This window comes from Streptomyces sp. NPDC040405 (assembly GCF_055595765.1).
Genome location: NZ_JBVIVI010000007.1, coordinates 365,034 through 384,131 on the forward strand (window position 1 = coordinate 365,034; position 19,098 = coordinate 384,131).

19 protein-coding genes are annotated in these 19,098 nt (G+C 69.0%); 10 read left to right on the forward strand and 9 right to left on the reverse strand.

All coding sequences use genetic code 11. The features are described from left to right. Positions 1-77: 77 nt before the first annotated feature. The 5 genes from ACZ59A_RS28470 to trxA all read left to right on the forward strand — a co-directional run bounded on the left by ACZ59A_RS28470 (position 78) and on the right by trxA (position 5,003). Entirely contained in the window at positions 78-1,814 is a 1,737-nt protein-coding gene (locus ACZ59A_RS28470) for a protein kinase family protein (protein ID WP_470964037.1), read from the forward strand. 38 nt (positions 1,815-1,852) lie between these two features. Further along, a complete protein-coding gene (gene sigM / locus ACZ59A_RS28475; RefSeq protein ID WP_009716495.1) occupies positions 1,853-2,542 on the forward strand; it encodes an RNA polymerase sigma factor SigM in 690 nt (229 codons plus the stop codon). Then, positions 2,539-3,525: a hypothetical protein gene (locus ACZ59A_RS28480; RefSeq protein ID WP_470964040.1), complete on the forward strand. Its 987-nt coding sequence runs from the start codon at positions 2,539-2,541 to the stop codon at positions 3,523-3,525. Before sigM ends, ACZ59A_RS28480 begins: the two co-directional genes overlap by 4 nt. Before the next feature lie 151 nt (positions 3,526-3,676). Further along, the gene (gene trxB / locus ACZ59A_RS28485) at positions 3,677-4,630 is read left to right on the forward strand and encodes a thioredoxin-disulfide reductase (protein WP_468043091.1); all 954 of its coding nucleotides are present in this window, start codon (positions 3,677-3,679) and stop codon (positions 4,628-4,630) included. Between the two features lie 43 nt (positions 4,631-4,673). Continuing rightward, positions 4,674-5,003: a thioredoxin gene (gene trxA / locus ACZ59A_RS28490; protein ID WP_468043089.1), complete on the forward strand. Its 330-nt coding sequence runs from the start codon at positions 4,674-4,676 to the stop codon at positions 5,001-5,003. A gap of 97 nt (positions 5,004-5,100) precedes the next feature. Here the strand turns inward: trxA and ACZ59A_RS28495 are convergent, their stop codons facing one another. The 9 genes from ACZ59A_RS28495 to rpmH form a co-directional block, all read right to left on the reverse strand. After that, positions 5,101-5,718 (reverse strand): GNAT family N-acetyltransferase, encoded by a 618-nt coding sequence (locus ACZ59A_RS28495; RefSeq protein ID WP_355855061.1) that lies wholly within the window; start codon positions 5,716-5,718, stop codon positions 5,101-5,103. A 324-nt stretch (positions 5,719-6,042) separates the two neighbouring features. Continuing rightward, positions 6,043-7,188, reverse strand: coding sequence for a ParB/RepB/Spo0J family partition protein (locus ACZ59A_RS28500; RefSeq protein WP_470964043.1), 1,146 nt, complete (start codon positions 7,186-7,188; stop codon positions 6,043-6,045). Further along, entirely contained in the window at positions 7,185-8,276 is a 1,092-nt protein-coding gene (locus ACZ59A_RS28505; protein WP_468043084.1) for a ParA family protein, read from the reverse strand. The genes ACZ59A_RS28500 and ACZ59A_RS28505 overlap by 4 nt, the downstream gene beginning before the upstream one ends. 285 nt (positions 8,277-8,561) lie before the next feature. Further along, positions 8,562-9,275: a 16S rRNA (guanine(527)-N(7))-methyltransferase RsmG gene (rsmG, locus tag ACZ59A_RS28510; protein WP_470964046.1), complete on the reverse strand. Its 714-nt coding sequence runs from the start codon at positions 9,273-9,275 to the stop codon at positions 8,562-8,564. 117 nt (positions 9,276-9,392) lie between these two features. Then, entirely contained in the window at positions 9,393-9,902 is a 510-nt protein-coding gene (locus ACZ59A_RS28515; protein WP_468043080.1) for a Jag family protein, read from the reverse strand. A 15-nt stretch (positions 9,903-9,917) separates the two neighbouring features. Beyond that, complete coding sequence (yidC, locus tag ACZ59A_RS28520) at positions 9,918-11,057, reverse strand: membrane protein insertase YidC (RefSeq protein ID WP_470964050.1); 1,140 nt, start codon at positions 11,055-11,057, stop codon at positions 9,918-9,920. A gap of 3 nt (positions 11,058-11,060) precedes the next feature. Next, the gene (yidD, locus tag ACZ59A_RS28525; RefSeq protein ID WP_009716485.1) at positions 11,061-11,378 is read right to left on the reverse strand and encodes a membrane protein insertion efficiency factor YidD; all 318 of its coding nucleotides are present in this window, start codon (positions 11,376-11,378) and stop codon (positions 11,061-11,063) included. After that, entirely contained in the window at positions 11,375-11,758 is a 384-nt protein-coding gene (gene rnpA / locus ACZ59A_RS28530; protein ID WP_468043075.1) for a ribonuclease P protein component, read from the reverse strand. The genes yidD and rnpA overlap by 4 nt, the downstream gene beginning before the upstream one ends. A gap of 26 nt (positions 11,759-11,784) precedes the next feature. Beyond that, a complete protein-coding gene (rpmH, locus tag ACZ59A_RS28535; RefSeq protein ID WP_009716483.1) occupies positions 11,785-11,922 on the reverse strand; it encodes a 50S ribosomal protein L34 in 138 nt (45 codons plus the stop codon). 433 nt (positions 11,923-12,355) lie between these two features. Between rpmH and dnaA the strand changes: the two genes are divergently transcribed. The 5 genes from dnaA to ACZ59A_RS28560 all read left to right on the forward strand — a co-directional run bounded on the left by dnaA (position 12,356) and on the right by ACZ59A_RS28560 (position 19,048). Beyond that, positions 12,356-14,320, forward strand: coding sequence for a chromosomal replication initiator protein DnaA (gene dnaA / locus ACZ59A_RS28540; RefSeq protein WP_470964053.1), 1,965 nt, complete (start codon positions 12,356-12,358; stop codon positions 14,318-14,320). Positions 14,321-15,206: 886 nt separating this feature from the next. After that, positions 15,207-16,337: a DNA polymerase III subunit beta gene (gene dnaN, locus ACZ59A_RS28545; RefSeq protein ID WP_468043071.1), complete on the forward strand. Its 1,131-nt coding sequence runs from the start codon at positions 15,207-15,209 to the stop codon at positions 16,335-16,337. A 112-nt stretch (positions 16,338-16,449) separates the two neighbouring features. After that, a complete protein-coding gene (gene gnd, locus ACZ59A_RS28550; RefSeq protein ID WP_470964056.1) occupies positions 16,450-17,328 on the forward strand; it encodes a phosphogluconate dehydrogenase (NAD(+)-dependent, decarboxylating) in 879 nt (292 codons plus the stop codon). A gap of 50 nt (positions 17,329-17,378) precedes the next feature. Further along, on the forward strand, positions 17,379-18,527 hold the full coding sequence (recF, locus tag ACZ59A_RS28555) for a DNA replication/repair protein RecF (protein WP_470964059.1): 1,149 nt from the start codon (positions 17,379-17,381) through the stop codon (positions 18,525-18,527). Next, entirely contained in the window at positions 18,524-19,048 is a 525-nt protein-coding gene (locus ACZ59A_RS28560; protein ID WP_468043065.1) for a DciA family protein, read from the forward strand. Before recF ends, ACZ59A_RS28560 begins: the two co-directional genes overlap by 4 nt. Positions 19,049-19,098 lie beyond the last annotated feature (50 nt).

A 19,098-nucleotide genomic window follows, 5' to 3' on the forward strand; every position in this document is an offset into this window, starting at 1 on the left:
TCGTGCATAGCGGCGGACTGTGGGCACAATTGTCTTGGCTCGGAGTAGGCGCAATGGATGGGGAGGCAGGAACGACGGTGGCGGAACGGAGCACAGCTGCCGTCGACGTGGCCGACAGCGACGGCGAGGAGTCGCTGACCGCCGAGGCGGGAAAGGCCACGGCCGACGGGGCGGGGACGCAAAAGAAGGCCGGTAAGGAAACCGAGGCCGCGGGCAACCAGGACAAAGGTGCCGCGGCCGATGTAAATCCCCCTGAGCTGCACAGCGGCCACAAGTTGGCCAGACGCTACCGTTTGGAGGAGTGCCTCACTCGACTGGACGGATTCAGCAGTTGGCGTGCAGTGGACGAAAAACTGCGCCGGGCTGTCGGCGTCCACGTCCTGCCCGCCGACCATCCGCGGGCCCGTCCGGTGCTTGCCGCCGCCCGCTCGGCGGCGCTACTGGGCGACCCCCGCTTCGTCCAGGTACTCGACGCCGTCGAGGAGAACGACCTCGTCTACGTCGTCCATGAGTGGCTTCCCGATGCCACCGAGCTGACCACCGTGCTCGCCTCGGGCCCCCTCGAGCCGCACGACGCCTATCAACTGGTCAGCCAGGTCTCCCAGGCCATGGCCGCCGCCCACCGCGAAGGGCTGGCCCATCTACGGCTGAACCCCGGCTCCGTGCTCCGCACGGAATCGGGCCAGTACCGTATCCGCGGCCTGGCCGTCATGGCCGCGCTGCGCGGCATCAGCTCCGAGCACCCGCAGCGCACCGATACCGAGTCCATCGGCGCCCTGCTCTACGCCGCGCTCACCGAGCGCTGGCCGTACGACAAGGACGCCCACGGCCTCTCCGGACTGCCCAAGGGCGTCGGCCTGATCGCCCCCGATCAGGTCCGCGCGGGGGTCCACCGAGGACTGTCCGAGCTGGCGATGCGCGCGCTGGTCAACGACGGCGCCACCGCCTCCCGTCAGGACCAGCCCTGCACCACCCCTGAGGAGCTGTCCAAGGCGGTCGCGGCCATGCCGCGCATCCGGCCGCCCGAGCCCGCGTTCACGCCCTCCCCGGCTTACCAGCGCACGCATTACCAGCAGGGTTACGGCCAGCCGCCCGCCCATGGCGGCGCGTCGCGCATGGCCCGTCCTGCCGCGGTCCCCATGGCTCCGCCGCCCCCGCTGCAGAGCCGCACCGGCAAGGCCCTCAAGTGGACCGTCTCGGCCCTGCTGATCGCCGCCTTGGGCCTCGGCAGCTGGCAACTCGCGGACACCCTTCTCAAGGAGGAGAACAAGCCGGACCCGGGGAAGTCCACCAGCCAGAAGGACGACGACAAGCCCGGTCAGGTTGCCAGCAAGCCGATCACGATCCAGGACGCCGTCGAGTTCGCCCCGGACGGCAGCGCGCAGAACGCCGACGAGGCGAACCTCACCCACGACGGGAAAGCGTCGACTGCCTGGCACACCAAGAGCTTCATCGATGGCCCTCAGCTCGCCCCGAGCGTCAAGCGAGGGGTCGGCATCATCTACGACCTCGGCTCGGAGCAGAAGATCGATGGCGCCTCGCTCTCGCTTCGGTTCGGAGGCCCCTACACGGAAGTTTCGCTGTACGAAACGACGTCCCTCACCCCCTCTGCATCAGCAGGGGACCCCGTCGGCTCGTTCACGAAGCTTGCTTCGGGTCAGACTTCATCCACAACATCCAATCTGAAGGTCAAGGCCGCCAAGAAGAGCCGCTACGTTCTCGTCTGGTTGACCGCGATGCCGAGTGCACCGCGCGACGCCTACAGCCAAGCTGGTCACAAGCAGGCCATCACTGAAGTGAAGTTCACCGGCTGACCCCAGGGCAGCCGGCCGACCGGGGAGGGGGCTCGACGTTGGACGACGCCACCATCGGCGGAGCAAGCGACGGCGAGCTCCTTGCCCAGCACGTGGCCGGCGATCCGCATGCCTTCGGTGAAATCGTGCGACGCCACCGCGACAGACTCTGGGCGGTGGCGTTGCGCACCCTCGGCGACCGGGAGGAAGCCGCCGACGCGGTCCAGGACGCGCTCGTCTCCGCCTACCGCGCCGCGCACACCTTCCGGGGCCAGTCCGCCGTGACGACCTGGCTCCACCGCATCACGGTCAACGCGTGTCTGGACCGGGCACGCAAGGCCGCCTCCCGTCGCACCTCCCCCGTCGACGACACCGAGCGGCTCGAGCAGCTTCTGGAGCCCCATGAATCGGCCGCCGCTCCCGCCGAGCGCGGCGATCTCCACCGCGAGCTGCTGGGGGCGCTGCGCACCCTCCCGCCCGAGCAGCGCGCGGCCCTGGTGCTGGTCGACATGCAGGGTTATCCCGTCGCGGAGGCCGCCAAGGTCCTGGACGTCCCCACCGGCACCGTGAAAAGCCGCTGCGCGCGGGGACGCGCCCGGCTGCTGCCACTGCTCTCGCATCTCCATCCCAACGGAAGGGGTAGCGTCCCCTCCGGCGGGGGAAGGAACCGGTCGCAGGGGACATCCGTCCCACCAGCGGCAGGACCGACTGACACAGATGCCGTGAAGGGCGGAGGTGGGCGAGCGTGACATCCTCGACGGACACGGACGAGCACCCGGAAGTCGCGGAGATCTCCGCACTCACCGAAGGTCTGCTCTCTCCGTCCCGCACCGTCGATGTGCGCACGCACCTCGCCACCTGCGGGCTGTGCGCCGACGTGCGGACCTCCCTGGACGACATCCGCTCGACGCTGGGCACGCTCCCGGGGCCGGTACGGATGCCCGACGACATCGCGGGCCGGATCGACGCCGCGCTCGCCGCCGAGGCCCTCCTCGACGCGACAGCCCCCGGCGATCGCACCTCGGTTTCACGTGAAACCGAGGACACCGGCTCCGCAGGGCATGTTTCACGTGAAACCGAGCCCGTGGCCGACCCCTCGGGCCCCTCGGTGGAGGGGAAGCCCTCCCCGGCCGTGGACCGGCCCGCAGGGCGACCGCGTGCCGCCACCGGCCCCGGGCGCAAGACCACCCCCCGCGGCGGCCCAGGAGCCCGTACAGGCCGCTCCCGGCGCTGGCCCAAGGTGGCGCTCGGTGCCGCGTGCGTCGCTGCCGTCATCGGCATCGGCACCCTCTTCTTCCCGGGTGGCTCCGACGACGACAACGGTGGCCCCGGCACCACGGCCCACGCGGACCCCAGCTCCACGGCGAAGGCCACTCTCTCCACCGGGACCCTCAAGGGCCGGGTGCAGGAGATGCTCGCCGACCGGAAGAGCACCCCGGCCGCCCCCTCCACCCCGTCGCGCGGTGTCACCACCCAGAACACTCCGGATATGCCGCTGCGCGCGGAGGACCCGGTGGTTCCGTCCTGCGTCCAGCGCGGGACCGGCCGCTCCGAGCCGGTTCTCGCCGCGCAGCAGGACACCTACGACGGCAAGACGGCCTACATCGTCGTGATGCCGCACCGCTCCGACAGTGCACTCGTCGATGCCTTCGTGATCGACGCCTCCTGCGTCTCCGCCTCTCACGCCAGCCCCGGGAAGCTTCTGGTGACCCGCACGTATCCGCGGGGCTGAGGCACAGCCCACACCCACGGCCCGCCAGGCAGCACGCGGGAATGCGGGACCCGTAGGATCCGTTGGGTGGGATGGCAGCGGTTCTCCGGAGACTCGGAGGCGCCGCCGTCCAGTCAGCAGTCGGCAGTCGGCAGAGACAAGGAAGACATCCGTGAGCGACGTCCGCAACGTGATCATCATCGGTTCCGGGCCCGCGGGCTATACGGCCGCGCTCTACACCGCCCGCGCTTCCTTGAAGCCGCTGGTGTTCGAAGGATCCGTGACCGCCGGTGGTGCCCTGATGAACACCACCGACGTGGAGAACTTCCCCGGCTTCCGTGAGGGCATCATGGGCCCTGACCTGATGGACAACATGCGGGGGCAGGCCGAGCGCTTCGGCGCCGAGCTGATCCCGGACGATGTGGCCGCGGTCGACCTCAGCGAGGACATCAAGACCGTCACCGACTCCGCCGGTACGGTGCACCGCGCGAAGACCATCATCGTCAGCACCGGCTCCCAGCACCGCAAGCTGGGGCTGGCCCGTGAGGACGAGCTTTCGGGCCGTGGCGTCTCCTGGTGTGCCACCTGCGACGGGTTCTTCTTCAAGGACCAGGACATCGCCGTCATCGGCGGCGGTGACACCGCGATGGAGGAGGCGACCTTCCTGTCACGGTTCGCCAAGTCGGTCACCGTGATTCACCGCCGGGACTCGCTGCGGGCCAGCAAGGCGATGCAGGAGCGTGCCTTCGCCGACCCGAAGATCTCGTTCATCTGGGACAGCGAGGTCACGGAGATCCACGGCGACGGCAAGCTCTCCGGGCTGACGCTGCGCGACGTCAAGAAGGACGAGACCTCCGAGCTGCCGGTCACCGGTCTTTTCATCGCGATCGGCCATGACCCGCGGACCGAGCTGTTCAAGGGCCAGCTGCACCTGGACGACGAGGGCTACCTGAAGGTCGAGTCGCCCTCCACTCGCACGAACCTGCCCGGTGTCTTCGCCGCGGGTGACGTCGTGGACCACACCTACCGTCAGGCGATCACCGCCGCCGGTACCGGCTGTGCGGCCGCCCTGGACGCCGAGCGCTTCCTGGCCTCCCTGGGCGACGGCGAGGACGCCACCGTCTGAGAATCCGTTTCCTTCCCTGCACCAACGATTAAGGAGATTAGCCATGGCCGGTGCCACGGTCACCGTGACGGACGCCGACTTCGAGGAGAAGGTCCTCAAGAGCGACAAGCCGGTACTCGTCGACTTCTGGGCCGCGTGGTGCGGTCCGTGCCGTCAGATCGCCCCCTCCCTGGAGGCCATCGCCACCGAGCACGCCGACAAGATCGTCATCGCGAAGCTCAACATTGACGAGAACCCGGCCACGGCCGCCAAGTACGGCGTGATGTCCATTCCGACGCTCAACGTCTACCAGGGCGGCGAGGTCGCCAAGACCATCGTCGGCGCCAAGCCGAAGGCCGCGATCGAGCGCGACCTGGCCGACTTCATCGGCTGAGCCACCACCGCACCGACGAAGGGGCTGCCCGAGAGGGCAGCCCCTTCGCGTTTCACGTGGAACTCTCAGCACGTGGAGCTCCCGGCACGTGGAGTTCTCAGAGCGGCCGAAGCGCCGGCTCCTTCTGGACCGCGCCGAGCAGCCGGTCCAGCGCCAGCTCGACGTCCTCCTTCCAGGAGATCGTCGTCCTCAGCTCAAGCCTCAGCCGGGGATACCGCGGATGCGGCCGCACGGTCTTGAAGCCCACCGCGAGAAGATGATCGGCGGGCAGCACACACGCCGGTTCCTTCCAGGCGGCGTCCCCGAACGCCTCGATCGCCTTGAAGCCCCGGCGGATCAGATCCTTCGCGACGGTCTGCACCATCACCCGGCCCAGCCCCTGCCCCTGGTATCCCGGCATGAGCCAGGCGGTCATCAGCTGCACGGCATCCGCCGCGACCGGACTCGTCGGAAAGGCCGTGGACCGCGGCACATACGCGGGCGGCGCGTAGAGCACGAAGCCCACCGGAACCTCGTCGACATAGACCACGCGGCCGCAGGATCCCCACTCCAGCAGAACGGCCGAGATCCAGGCTTCCTTCTCCAGCTCCGGACGTCCGGCCCTTACCGCAGCCTCGCCGCTGACCGGGTCGAGCTCCCAGAAGACACACGCGCGGCAGCGCTTGGGGATGTCCGGGAGGTTGTCCAGCGTGAGCGGTACAAGCCGACGCCCCATGAAGCCAGTCCCTCACTTCCGTGGCCAGCCGCGGCACGGGCGGCTGACAGCGCACTACGCTCCCTGATCAGACTACCGACGAAACCGCCGACAGCACCCAGGCTCAACCCTGTGGCCACCAGTCCGGTGCGGCTCACCGATCGCATGGCCCTGCCCTCCGCATGAGGTGCCTCCCCATGGATCCGCCCTACCTGATCGCATCGTATCCGTGCGGAGATTGCACCGATACCGCCCTTGAGCAAAGAGCGGGTCGTGTTCCGATGTCATCGGAACACGACCCGCCCCTTCGCGCTTCCCCACGGCCGGGCCGTGCGGATCAGCGCCTCATTCGTCCTCTTCCGCCGCCTCGTCCTCGGCGGACAGCGGCTGCTCCAGCACCGGGCCCTCGCCCGGTGCCAGGCTGCCGAGAATCCGCTCCAGATCGTCTATCGAGGCGAACTCGACGACGATCTTTCCCTTCTTCTGACCGAGGTCGACCTTCACCCGCGTCTCGAACCGGTCCGACAGCCGGGACGCCAGATCCGAGAGCGCGGGGGACACCCGGGCACCGGCCCGCGGCCCCTTCGCCTTGGGAGCGCCGCCCGACCGCGATCCCATCAGGGTGACGATCTCCTCGACCGCCCGCACCGACAGCCCCTCGGCAACGATGCGATGCGCCAGCCGGTCCTGTTCCTCCGCGTCGTCCACGGAGAGCAGGGCCCGGGCATGGCCCGCGGAGAGCACACCGGCCGCGACCCTGCGCTGGACGGAGGGAGAGAGCTTCAGCAGCCGCAGCGTGTTGGAGACCTGCGGACGTGAACGCCCGATGCGGTCCGCCAGCTCGTCATGCGTGCAGTTGAAGTCCTTCAGCAACTGGTCGTACGCCGCGGCCTCTTCGAGCGGGTTGAGCTGTGCCCGGTGCAGGTTCTCCAGCAGCGCGTCGAGCAGAAGCTTCTCGTCGTCGGTGGCCCGGACGATCGCGGGGATCTTCTCCAGCCCCGCCTCACGGCAGGCCCGCCAGCGCCGCTCGCCCATGATGAGCTCGTAGCGCTCGGGTGCCAACTGCCGCACCACGACCGGCTGGAGAAGGCCGACCTCCTGGATCGAGGTGACCAGCTCGGCCAAGGCGTCCTCGTCGAACACCTCACGCGGCTGCCGGGGGTTGGGCGTGATGAAGTCGAGCGGCAGCTCCGCGAAGTGCGCCCCGGCCACCTCGTCCACCGGGGGCGCCGGAGCGGCCTCGGGTTCCTTCTCCGGCGGGGCAGGCGGCTCGGTTTCACGTGGAACGCTCTGCGTGGACAGCCCGGCCACCTTGGCCGCCGCCACTCCGCGCTCCTGGGTGAGCACCGGGACCGCGCTCGGTGAGGTCGTGCCCCCTGAGGTGGTGGCCGTCCCCCCGCCCGTCGCGGGTCCGGCGTTGTCGGCCCCCTTCGGCGCGGGAGGGATCAAAGCACCGAGCCCACGGCCCAGTCCTCTGCGTCGCTCACTCACTGAATCCCCTCCTGCATGCTGTGCTGGTCGTGCTGGCTGATCTCGGGCATGGGCAAGGCATGAGCGTGCTGAGCGTCGTACTGCACGTTGACCCCGCGCAGCGCGATCTCCCGGGCCGCCTCCAGGTAGGAGAGCGCTCCGCTCGATCCCGGGTCATAGGTGAGGACCGTCTGCCCGTAGCTGGGGGCCTCGGAGATACGCACCGATCTCGGGATGCTCGTCCGGAGCACCTCGCCGCCGAAGTGGCTGCGGACCTCGTCCGCCACCTGGGAGGCCAGCCGCGTCCGGCCGTCGTACATCGTCAGCAGGATCGTCGAGACATGGAGCTTGGGGTTGAGGTGACCCCGCACCAGATCCACGTTGCGCAGGAGCTGCCCGAGCCCCTCCAGAGCGTAGTACTCGCACTGGATCGGGATCAGCACTTCCGCTCCGGCGACCAGCGCATTGACCGTCAACAGCCCGAGCGAGGGCGGACAGTCGATGAGAATGTAGTCCAGTGGCTGCTCATACGCCTGGATGGCTCGCTCCAGACGACTCTCTCGCGCCACCAGGGAGACCAGCTCGATCTCGGCACCGGCGAGGTCGATCGTGGCCGGGGCGCAGAACAGCCCCTCCACGTCCGGCACCGGCTGCACCACATCGGACAGCGGCCTGCTGTCCACCAGGACGTCGTAGATCGAGGGGACTTCGGCGTGGTGGTCGATCCCCAGCGCCGTCGAGGCATTGCCCTGCGGGTCGAGGTCGATCACGAGGACTCGTCCGCCGTGCAGGGCGAGAGACGCCGCCAGATTGACCGTGGTCGTGGTCTTCCCGACCCCGCCCTTCTGGTTGGCGACCACCATCACCCGGGTCTGCTCCGGCCTGGGCAGTCCCTCACCAGCCCGGCCAAGCGCCTCAACCGCCAGTTGAGCGGAACGGCCAATAGGGGTGTCGTCCATCGGGGGCGGAGTTTCACGTGAAACGTCCTCCCCCGCCGATTCGGTACGGGGGCCGGGGACCGGGTCGGTCATCGGCCCCGCGATGTTGGCGTCGGACCGCAAGGATTCACTCTCCTCGACATCAGGCTCGCGATGCACAGAGCCTGCCATGCTTTGGGGGTTGTGAACCAGCGAGGCCCGTTCTCCTGTGGATGAATCCACGTCTTTGCGGGGGCGGCGGTCGCGGGGCAGAGCCGCCGCACGACCGCGACTGATGATTCCATGCAGCAGGGAGCGACGTTTCACGTGAAACACGATGCATGGGCAGGCCCGTTGATTCGTCGCGACACTCCGGTATGCGTAGTTTAGGCAGCTTGTATGGAGCACCCCGTCAGGGCCGCTCGGCCTACGCCGGAGGAATCGCGAGAGGAATCCCCAGAGGGATCACTCGCCGGATCAGGGGCGACGCCGTGGCGCCTTGCGCGCCGCCTTGGCGCGCTTCGCGGCGAAACGCACACCCCCGGGGCTCTCCCCGACCTCGACCCGCACCACGGTGGACAGCGGGTCCACGATGCCCTCGCCGACATGCAGCACCGAGGTGTCCACCACACCGAGCTTGCTCAGCGCCGCCCGGGCCTGCTTCAGCTCCTCCTCGGCCGTGTCGCCCTTCAGTAGCAGCATCTCTCCGTACGGCCGCAGCAGCGGGACCCCCCAACCGGCCAGCCGGTCCAGCGGGGCCACCGCCCGGGCCGTGACCACATGCACAGGGGGGAGCTTCCCCAGGACCTCCTCGGCCCGGCCACGCACGACCGTGACATGGTCCAGGCCCAGCAGCTCCACCACTTCCCGCAGGAAGTTCGTACGGCGCAGCAGCGGCTCGAGCAGGGTGATCCGCAGATCGGGGCGGGTCAGGGCGAGGGGAATACCGGGGAGCCCGGCGCCCGAGCCCACATCGCAGACGGTGACCCCCTCGGGCACCACCTCGGAGAGCACGGCGCAGTTCAGCAGGTGCCGCTCCCACAGCCGCGGCACCTCGCGCGGGCCGATCAGCCCGCGGGTCACGCCCACATCGGCCAGTAGTTCGCCGTACCGAACGGCCTCCGGGAAGCGCTCACCGAATACATCCCGCGCCTCCTCGGGCGCCGGGGGGAGCTCCGCTGCTTCCGTCACGGGGACCGTCCTTCCGTACCGAGCACTGTGCTGGACGCTGATGCTGATATAAGGCTGACAAGATTCGGCCCCGTCTGCGCGCAGACGGGGCCGGGTAGACCATGAGGCCGGGCCTGGTCAGGCCGGGAGTACGACTACACAGCGCTGGGGCTCCTCGCCCTCGGACTCGCTGTTCAGTCCGGCGGCGGCCACCGCGTCGTGCACCACCTTGCGCTCGAACGGCGTCATCGCCTTGAGCTTCACCGGCTCGCCGGAGCCCTTCGCCTCTTCCGCGGCCTTGGTGCCCAGCTCGGTCAGCTCGGTGCGCTTACGGGCCCGGTATCCGGCGATGTCGAGCATCAGCCGGCTCCGGTCGCCGGTCTCCCGGTGCACCGCGAGCCGGGTCAGCTCCTGAAGGGCCTCCAGCACCTCGCCGTCGCGGCCGACCAGCTTCTGCAGGTCACGGCTGGTCGATTCGCTGATGATCGACACCGCTGCGCGGTCGGCCTCGACGTCCATGTCGATGTCACCGTCGAGGTCCGCGATGTCCAGGAGACCTTCGAGGTAGTCGGCCGCGATCTCCCCTTCCTGTTCGAGGCGGGTCAGGGTGTCGACACCCTCGGCGGCGGGGGTGGTGCCTTCCGTCACGGATGGACTCCTTCGTTACTTCTTGGACGGGTGCTTGGGACGCTGCTGGCCCTTGCGCTGCCCGGACTTCGTGTTCCGGGAGCCGGAGGCCGAGCCGCCGGCCGGCTTGCCGCCCTGCGAGCCCTTCTTCTCCGCCGCGCTCGCTTGCGTCTCTTCCTGGTCGGACTTGTCCAGCTCCGCCACGGAGTCGGACTGCGCCGTCGCCCTGCTGTGGCCGTGGCCACCAGCGGTGGTGCGCTTCGACTTGGTCTGCCGCTTGGGCTGCTGCCGGTTGGCACGGGCCGTCTCGGCGGCCTTCTTGGAGGCGACCTCGGCCGGCTCCTCCTTCAGCTTGCCCTTGGCCCGCAGCCGCTCCTGGCGCGCCTCGAAGGCGACGCTGCCCGGGGTCGGGTTACGGCGGATGACGAACATCTGCTGGCCGAGGGTCCAGACGTTGGTGGTCAGCCAGTAGACGAGGACACCGACGGGGAAGTTGATACCGAAGACGGCGAACATGATCGGGAAGACGTACATCAGCATCTTCTGCTGCTGCATGAACGGCGTCTTCACCGTGAGGTCGACGTTCTTGGTCATCAGCTGGCGCTGGGTGAAGAACTGCGACGCCGACATCAGGACGATCATGGTGATCGTCACGATCCGTACGTCCGTCAGCGACGCTCCGAGGGACTCGACCTTCGAGGCGGAGTCCAGGAACTTCACCGAGAGGGGAGCGCCGAAGATGTGCGCGTTACGGGCGCTGTCCAGCAGCGACTGGTCGATGACGCCGACCGTCTTGTTGTTCGCGATGTGGTTGAGGACCTGGTACAGCGAAATGAAGAACGGCGACTGCGCGAGGATGGGCAAGCAGCTGGAGAGCGGGTTGGTGCCCGTCTCCTTGTACAGCTTCATCATCTCTTCGGACTGACGCTGCTTGTCGCTCTTGTAGCGCTCCTGGATCGCCTTCATCTTCGGCTGGAGCGCCTGCATGTTCCGCGTCGACTTGATCTGCTTCACGAAGAGCGGGATCAGGCAGATACGGATCAGCACCACCAGCGAAACGATGGACAGACCCCACGCCCAGCCACTGTTCCGGTCAAAAATGAGGCTGTAGAACGAGTGGAACTGGACGATGATCCAGGAAACTACGTCATAAAGAGGACCGAGGATCGTGTCCACGAATCAGGCTCCTTGGGCGTTGGGCTGGGTCTCGGGCTGTGCGGCAGGTTCCACAGCGGAGTGCCCGCCGAAGCGGTTCCGCAGCCGCTGGTGCCACACCGGATGCTTCCGGGGCGGCACGTGGTCGACGCCACCGAGCGACCATGGGTTGCAGCGCAGGATGCGCCACGCCGTCAGCGCCGTTCCTTTTACCGCGCCGTGCCGGTCAATGGCCGTGTAGCCATAGTGCGAGCACGACGGGTAGTACTTGCAGACCGGTCCCAACATGGGGCTGATGGTCCACTGGTACAGCTTGATCAACCACAGCAGCGGGTACTTCATCGCGGCACCCCTCCCAGTAGCCGCTGCACTGCGGTGTCGAGGTCGCGGGCCAGCTGGTCATGACCCGCCTCACCCGCACCGGGCAGCGCCCGTACGACCACAAGGCTACCTGCGGGAAAATGATCGAGACGGTCCCGCATGAGATGGCGCAGTCTGCGCTTCACCAGATTGCGGACGACGGAACCGCCGACCGCCTTGCTGACGACGAAACCCGCACGCGCCGGGGGAGCACTCTCCCCAGGTGCGTGCGGGTCCGTGTTTTTGCTGGTGAGGCCGCTGCGATAGTGCACGACAAGAAGCGGGCGACCGGCCCTGCGTCCTCGGCGTACCGCGGCCGCGAAGTCCTCGCGCCGCCTCAGCCGATGCTCGGTAGGCAGCACGTCATGGACCTTGTGGGTCAGGCTGCTCAGGCCGACAGGCGGCCGCGACCCTTGCTACGGCGGGACGCGAGAATCGCGCGGCCGGCACGGGTGCGCATACGCAGCCGGAAGCCGTGGGTCTTCGCGCGGCGGCGGTTGTTCGGCTGGAAGGTGCGCTTGCTCACTCGGGGGCTCCAGAAATGAATCGGGTAGTGGCGGTACATCGCCTGGCTGTCACCGTGCGCCCACGAGTAGCTCGCAATACGCCCGAGTGCACCGCTTCACGATCACGGATCATGAAGTCCGTGACCCTTGCCCATCGGAGGCAGGCGGCAGCAGCCATCGACAACTCGACCTGGTTACGGTACGCGCGGTTACGCCATCCGGTCAAACCGGCAGACGGTCCGGACGGCACCCCGCCCGATCCGCTCGCGGGGCAAGGGTACGTCCCGCGACATCACATGGCACATTTGTACACACCCTGTGGACAACGACTTGAACCCTGTACCCCGGCCTGACTACCGTGGCCGGGCTCCGATTCCTTCCCACCCGTCCCGAGAACCACCTTTGGTGGGACATGTCGGCGTCCCCCACCCAGCGAGTGAGAGAGCGTGCCCTGTGGCTGACGTACCTGCCGATCTTGCCGCAGTGTGGCCACGCGTGCTCGAACGGCTTCTGGGAGAAGGCACGGGTCAGGGAGGACAGGGCGTCGAGGCCAAGGACGAGCACTGGATCAAACGGTGCCAGCCCCTCGCACTCGTCGCCGACACCGCCCTCCTCGCCGTCCCCAACGAATTCGCCAAGGGCGTACTGGAGGGCAGGCTGGCCCCCATCGTCAGCGAAACGCTGAGCCGGGAGTGCGGCCGCCCGATCCGCATCGCGATCACCGTCGACGAGTCGGCCGGTGAACCGATCGTCCCGCAGCAGCTGCAGCGCGAGAGCCGGGACAGCCGGGACGGCTATGAGAATCGCCGCGACGGATACGAGAGCCGTGACGCCCGTGACGCCCGTGACGCCCGTGACGGATACGACAGCCGCGACAGTCGCGACAGCTACGAAAGTTACGAGGGCCGCGACGCCTACGGCCGCCAGGTGCCCGACGAGCTGCCGAGCGTCCGCCCCGCGTACCCCGGCTATCAGCAGCCGCGCCCCGAGCCCGCCGCCTGGCAGCGGCCCCATGACGACTACGGCTGGCAGCAGCCCCGGCTCGGCGGTTTCCCCGAGGCCGATCCGTACGCGTCACAGCACTCTTCGTCCGGCTACGACCAGCAGCCGTACGACCAGCAGCCGCGCGGCGACTACCGGGGCCCCGGCCCCGAGCGCCCCGGTCCGGGCGCGCCCGGGGGAATCCCGGGGGCAGGCGGTCCGGGTGGTCCAGGCAGGCCGGGAAGTCACGGCGTACCCGACCGTCCGCCGTACGAGCAGCAGCGCCACGATCTCCCCGACCCGCTGGAGCGCGCCCGCGGCGGTCCGCCCGTCCTTCCCTCGCAGACCGGCGCCCCCGGCCCGCTCGCCGCGCAGCCCGCGCCCGCGTCCGGCCCCGGTGAGCCGACCGCCCGGCTGAATCCCAAGTACCTCTTCGACACCTTTGTCATCGGCGCCTCCAACCGCTTCGCGCATGCCGCGGCGGTCGCGGTCGCCGAGGCGCCGGCCAAGGCGTACAACCCGCTCTTCATCTACGGGGAGTCGGGGCTCGGCAAGACCCATCTGCTGCACGCAATCGGGCACTACGCCCGCAGCCTCTATCCCGGTACCCGGGTGCGCTACGTGAGCTCCGAGGAGTTCACCAACGAGTTCATCAACTCCATCCGCGACGGCAAGGCGGACGCGTTCCGCAAGCGCTACCGCGACATGGACATCCTCCTGGTCGACGACATCCAGTTCCTGGCGAGCAAGGAGTCGACGCAGGAGGAGTTCTTCCACACCTTCAATACGCTCCACAACGCCAACAAGCAGATCGTGCTCTCCTCCGACCGGCCGCCCAAGCAGCTGGTCACCCTGGAGGACCGGCTCCGAAACCGCTTCGAGTGGGGTCTGATCACCGATGTGCAGCCGCCGGAGCTGGAGACGCGCATCGCGATCCTCCGCAAGAAGGCGGTGCAGGAGCAGCTGAACGCGCCGCCGGAGGTGCTGGAGTTCATCGCCTCCCGGATCTCCCGCAACATCCGGGAGCTGGAGGGCGCGCTGATCCGGGTCACGGCCTTCGCGAGCCTGAACCGGCAGCCGGTGGACCTCGGCCTCACCGAGATCGTCCTGAAGGATCTGATCCCCGGCGGCGAGGACGCGGCCCCGGAGATCACCGCCACCGCGATCATGGGCGCGACGGCCGACTACTTCGGGCACACCGTGGACGACCTGTGCGGCGCCTCCCGCAGCCGGGTGCTGGTCACGGCGCGGCAGATCGCGATGTACCTGTGCCGTGAGCTGACCGACCTCTCCCTGCCCAAGATCGGCGCGCAGTTCGGCGGCCGGGACCATACGACCGTGATGCACGCGGACCGCAAGATCCGGGCGCTGATGGCCGAGCGGCGCTCGATCTACAACCAGGTCACCGAGCTGACCAATCGCATCAAGAACGGCTGAGCGGGCCGCAGAGGCACCACAGCAGCGACGCCGCAGAAGAGCACCGTAGACAGCCGCGGAGACAGCGCTGCGGCACCGCAGAGACGCTCAAGGGCGCTCCGGGACGGACAACTCCCGGGGCGCCCTTCGTCGTTCGGTCTCCCCGGCTGTTCGATTCCAGGCCCTGACAGGGCAGTTCTCCACAGATTCACAGCGGATGCACCGTCCACACCTTGGGGACTTCCCCGTTGTCCAGAATCCGTCCACAGGCTCGGGGTGCAGGATGGGATCAGTCGAGGTCAGCAGGGTGTGGAATTGTGGCAAACCTTGATCCACAGACTGTGGACGAAGAAACTGCCCACAGGCCGTGCTTCGAGTTGTCCACCGGCCGCCCACAGCCACAGGCCCGTCGCCCACAGCTTCTCCACACGCCTGTCCACTGTTCGGCAACGAAATGGCCGCTCTCACCGGACCGAGTGAAAGGCGTCACACCAAGGCGCCGGGTTGGGCTGTGGGGAAGGTGGGTAAAACTGGGGACGCCGCTGGGGAGAACCAGGCGTCTCCTGTGCATCGGGTGTGCAGAACTTTCCGGCGTCCACAGAAACACTGAGTTGTCCACGGGTGTCGCCCACAGGACCGGTGGACAAAAAACCGGCCCTGACCTGCGCAAAGTCAGTTTTCCACGGTTTCCACAGGCCCTACTACTACGACCACAGAGTTAGAGCGAGGAAACCGCTTCGAAGTGGGGCCTGTGCACAACTTCGGGCCGGGCCGCCCGACACGACTCGCACCGACTTGACCCCGAGCCGCGCCGACTGTCAGCAGCGTGCGTCAGACTGGTCTCCGGCACATCAGCCGACGACGAAGGCCAGCAGGGCGAGCCAGCAACAGCAGGAGGCGGTTTCCGGTGAAGATCCGGGTGGAGCGCGATGTACTCGCGGAGGCAGTGGCCTGGACGGCCCGCAGCCTCCCGGCCCGTCCGCCGGTGCCCGTCCTCGCGGGCATCCTGCTGAAGGCGGAGGAAGGCGCTCTCAGCCTCTCCGGCTTCGACTACGAGGTCTCGGCCCGCGTCTCCGTCGAAGCGGACGTGGAGGACGACGGCACGGTCCTGGTCTCCGGCCGCCTTCTCGCCGACATCTGCCGCGCTCTCCCCAATCGCCCTGTGGAGATCTCCACCGACGGTGTGCGCGTCACCGTCGTCTGCGGCTCGTCGCGCTTCACCCTCCACACACTGCCTGTGGAGGAGTACCCGGCGCTGCCGCAGATGCCGACCGCCACCGGCACCGTCCCGGGTGAGGTCTTCGCCGCCGCTGCCGCCCAGGTCGCCATCGCGGCTGGCCGGGACGACACCCTGCCCGTGCTCACCGGTGTGCGGATCGAGATCGAGGGCGACACCGTCACGCTGGCCTCCACCGACCGCTACCGGTTCGCGGTCCGGGAGTTCCTGTGGAAGCCGGAGACGCCGGACATCTCCGCTGTCGCGCTGGTCCCCGCCAAGACGCTGCTCGACACCGCCAAGTCGCTGACCAGCGGCGACACGGTCTCTCTGGCGCTGTCCGGCTCGGGCGCGGGCGAGGGGCTGATCGGCTTCGAGGGCGCCGGGCGCCGTACGACCACCCGGCTGCTCGAAGGCGACCTGCCGAAGTACCGCACGCTCTTCCCGACCGAGTTCAACTCCGTCGCGGTGATCGAGACCGCGCCCTTCGTCGAGGCCGTCAAGCGTGTGGCGCTGGTGGCCGAGCGCAATACTCCGGTGCGGCTGAGCTTCGAGCAGGGCGTGCTGATCCTGGAGGCCGGTTCCAGCGACGACGCACAGGCTGTGGAGCGCGTCGACTCGCAGCTCGACGGCGACGACATCTCCATCGCCTTCAACCCGACGTTCCTGCTCGACGGGCTCAGCGCGATCGACTCTCCGGTCGCCCAGCTGTCGTTCACCACGTCGACGAAGCCCGCCCTGCTCAGTGGCAAGCCCGCGATGGATGCCGAGGCGGACGAGGCGTACAAGTACCTGATCATGCCGGTCCGGCTGAGCGGTTGAGCAGCCGAGGGCCGAACGGATGAGCGGGTGTAGCCAACATCTGTGCGGACACCCGCGGGCGTAGGCTCGGTCCCAGGTACGAACCGCACTGACTACGGCATAAGGATCACTGATGGAGCTCGGTCTCGTCGGCCTCGGCAAGATGGGCGGCAACATGCGCGAGCGTATTCGCCGCGCAGGCCACACCGTCATCGGATACGACCGCAACCCGGACGTCGCCGATGTTCACAGCCTCGGCGAGCTGGTGAGCAAGCTCAAGGGTCCGCGCGTGGTGTGGATCATGGTGCCGGCCGGTGTCGCGACCCAGACCACCATTGACGAGCTGGCCGCACTCCTGTCGCCCGGCGACATCGTCGTGGACGGCGGCAACTCCCGCTGGACGGACGACGAGAAGCACGCCGAGCAGCTGAACACCAAGGGCATCGGCTTTGTCGACTGCGGTGTCTCCGGCGGAGTCTGGGGCCTGGAGAACGGCTACGCGCTGATGTACGGCGGTGCGGCCGAGCATGTCGCCCAGGTGCAGCCGATCTTCGACTCTCTCAAGCCCGAGGGCAGCGCCGGAGCCGTCCACGCGGGCAAGGTCGGCGCGGGCCACTTCGCCAAGATGGTCCACAACGGCATCGAGTACGCGATGATGCAGGCGTACGCCGAGGGCTGGGAGCTGCTGGAGGCCGTGGACTCGGTCACCGACGTCCGCGAGGTGTTCCGCTCGTGGCAGGAGGGCACTGTCATCCGCTCCTGGCTGCTGGACCTGGCCGTCCGCGCCCTGGACGAGGACGAGCACCTGGGCAAGCTGCGCGGGTACGCCGAGGACTCGGGCGAGGGCCGCTGGACCGTGGAGGCCGCGATCGACAACGCGGTGCCGCTGCCCGCGATCACGGCGTCGCTGTTCGCCCGCTTCGCCTCGCGTCAGGACGACTCCCCGCAGATGAAGATGGTCGCCGCGCTGCGCAATCAGTTCGGTGGTCACTCGGTCGAGAGCACCAAGTAAGCAGCACCTCAAGGGTGTAGTACTGCCGGGGGAGGTCGGCGCAGCCCACTATGCACGTCACGCATCTGTCGCTCGCGGACTTCCGCTCGTACACCCGGGCCGAGGTCGCCCTGGGCCCGGGCGTCACCGCCTTCGTCGGGCCCAACGGCCAGGGCAAGACCAATCTGGTCGAGGCCGTCGGCTATCTCGCCACCCTCGGCAGCCATCGCGTCTCCTCGGACGCCCCGCTGGTGCGCATGGGGGCCGAGCGGGCCGTCGTCCGGGCCGCGGTGGTCCAGGGGGACCGGCAGCAGCTGGTCGAGCTGGAGCTGAACCCCGGCAAGGCCAACCGCGCCCGCATCAACCGGTCCTCGCAGGTCAGACCCCGCGATGTGCTCGGCATCCTGCGCACGGTGCTGTTCGCGCCCGAGGATCTGGCCCTGGTCAAGGGCGACCCCGGTGAGCGCCGCCGCTTCCTCGACGAGCTGATCACCGCCCGTGCGCCGCGCATGGCCGGGGTCCGCTCGGACTACGACCGGGTGCTGAAGCAGCGCAACAGCCTGCTGAAGACCGCCGCGTTGGCCCGTCGGCACGGCTCACGCGGCGGCAGTGGCAGTGGCGACGCGGCGCTGTCCACCCTCGACGTCTGGGACCAGCACCTGGCCCGGACCGGCGCCGAGCTGCTCGCCCAGCGCTTCGACCTGATCTCCGTGCTGCAGCCGCTCGCCGACAAGGCGTACGAGCGACTGGCCCCGGGCGGCGGCCCGGTCCTGCTGGAGTACCGCGGCTCGGCCGGTGAGGACCTGACCGCGGCCGGCAGCCGCGAGGAGCTGTACGAGCGGCTGATCGCGGCCTTGGCCGACGCGCGCAAACAGGAGATCGAGCGCGGAGTCACGCTGGTGGGACCGCATCGCGACGACCTCGTCCTCAAGCTCGGGCAGCTCCCGGCCAAGGGCTACGCGAGCCATGGCGAGTCCTGGTCGTACGCGCTCGCGCTGCGGCTGGCCTCGTACGACCTCCTGAGGGCGGAGGGCGCCGAACCGGTGCTGGTGCTGGACGACGTCTTCGCCGAACTGGACTCCCGGCGCCGGGAGCGGCTGGCCGAACTGGTCGCCCCCGGCGAGCAGGTGCTGGTCACGGCGGCCGTGGAGGAGGACGTCCCGGAGGTGCTGGCGGGCGTGCGTTACGCGGTGGCCGAGGGGGAGGTGCGACGGGTATGACGGACGAGCCCGCGAAGACCCCCGAGCCCTCGGGCGTCGATCTGGCGCGTGTCGCGCTGCGCGCCGCCAAGGAGCAGGCGCGGGCCCGCGGAGCGGCCGCCCAGCAGAAGAAGCAGGCGCGTCGAGGGGGCTTGCGCTCCGGCGCGCGCGCCGATGGACGCGATCCGCTCCCGCTGGGGGCGGCGATCAACCGGCTGATCACCGAGCGGGGCTGGGAGGCACCGGCGGCGGTCGGCGGGGTGATGGGCCGCTGGCCCCAGATGGTGGGGCCGGAGGTCGCCCAGCACTGCGAGCCGCAGCGGTACGACGAGGACGCCCGGGTGCTGACCGTGCGCTGCGACTCCACGGCGTGGGCGACCCAGCTGCGGCTGCTCGCACCGCAGCTGGTGGCCCGGCTCAACGCCGACCTCGGGCAGGGCACGGTGCGGTTGATCAAGGTGCTGGGCCCAGGCGGACCGCCCCGGCGCTATGGCCCGCTGCGCTCCCCCGGCAGCACCGGCCCGGGGGACACCTACGGCTGACCGGGCCGTCCACGCGCCGTCCGCCGGGCCCGTCGGGACCCCGCCCCGGC

Coding starts and splice junctions, on each gene's coding strand:
- recF (WP_470964059.1), top strand. CDS start 17,379: ATGCACGTCACGCATCTGTCGCTCGCGGACTTCCGCTCGTACACCCGG.
- gnd (WP_470964056.1), top strand. CDS start 16,450: ATGGAGCTCGGTCTCGTCGGCCTCGGCAAGATGGGCGGCAACATGCGC.
- ACZ59A_RS28495 (WP_355855061.1), bottom strand. CDS start 5,718: ATGGGGCGTCGGCTTGTACCGCTCACGCTGGACAACCTCCCGGACATC.
- yidD (WP_009716485.1), bottom strand. CDS start 11,378: ATGAAGTACCCGCTGCTGTGGTTGATCAAGCTGTACCAGTGGACCATC.
- ACZ59A_RS28560 (WP_468043065.1), top strand. CDS start 18,524: ATGACGGACGAGCCCGCGAAGACCCCCGAGCCCTCGGGCGTCGATCTG.
- trxA (WP_468043089.1), top strand. CDS start 4,674: ATGGCCGGTGCCACGGTCACCGTGACGGACGCCGACTTCGAGGAGAAG.
- ACZ59A_RS28505 (WP_468043084.1), bottom strand. CDS start 8,276: ATGGCAGGCTCTGTGCATCGCGAGCCTGATGTCGAGGAGAGTGAATCC.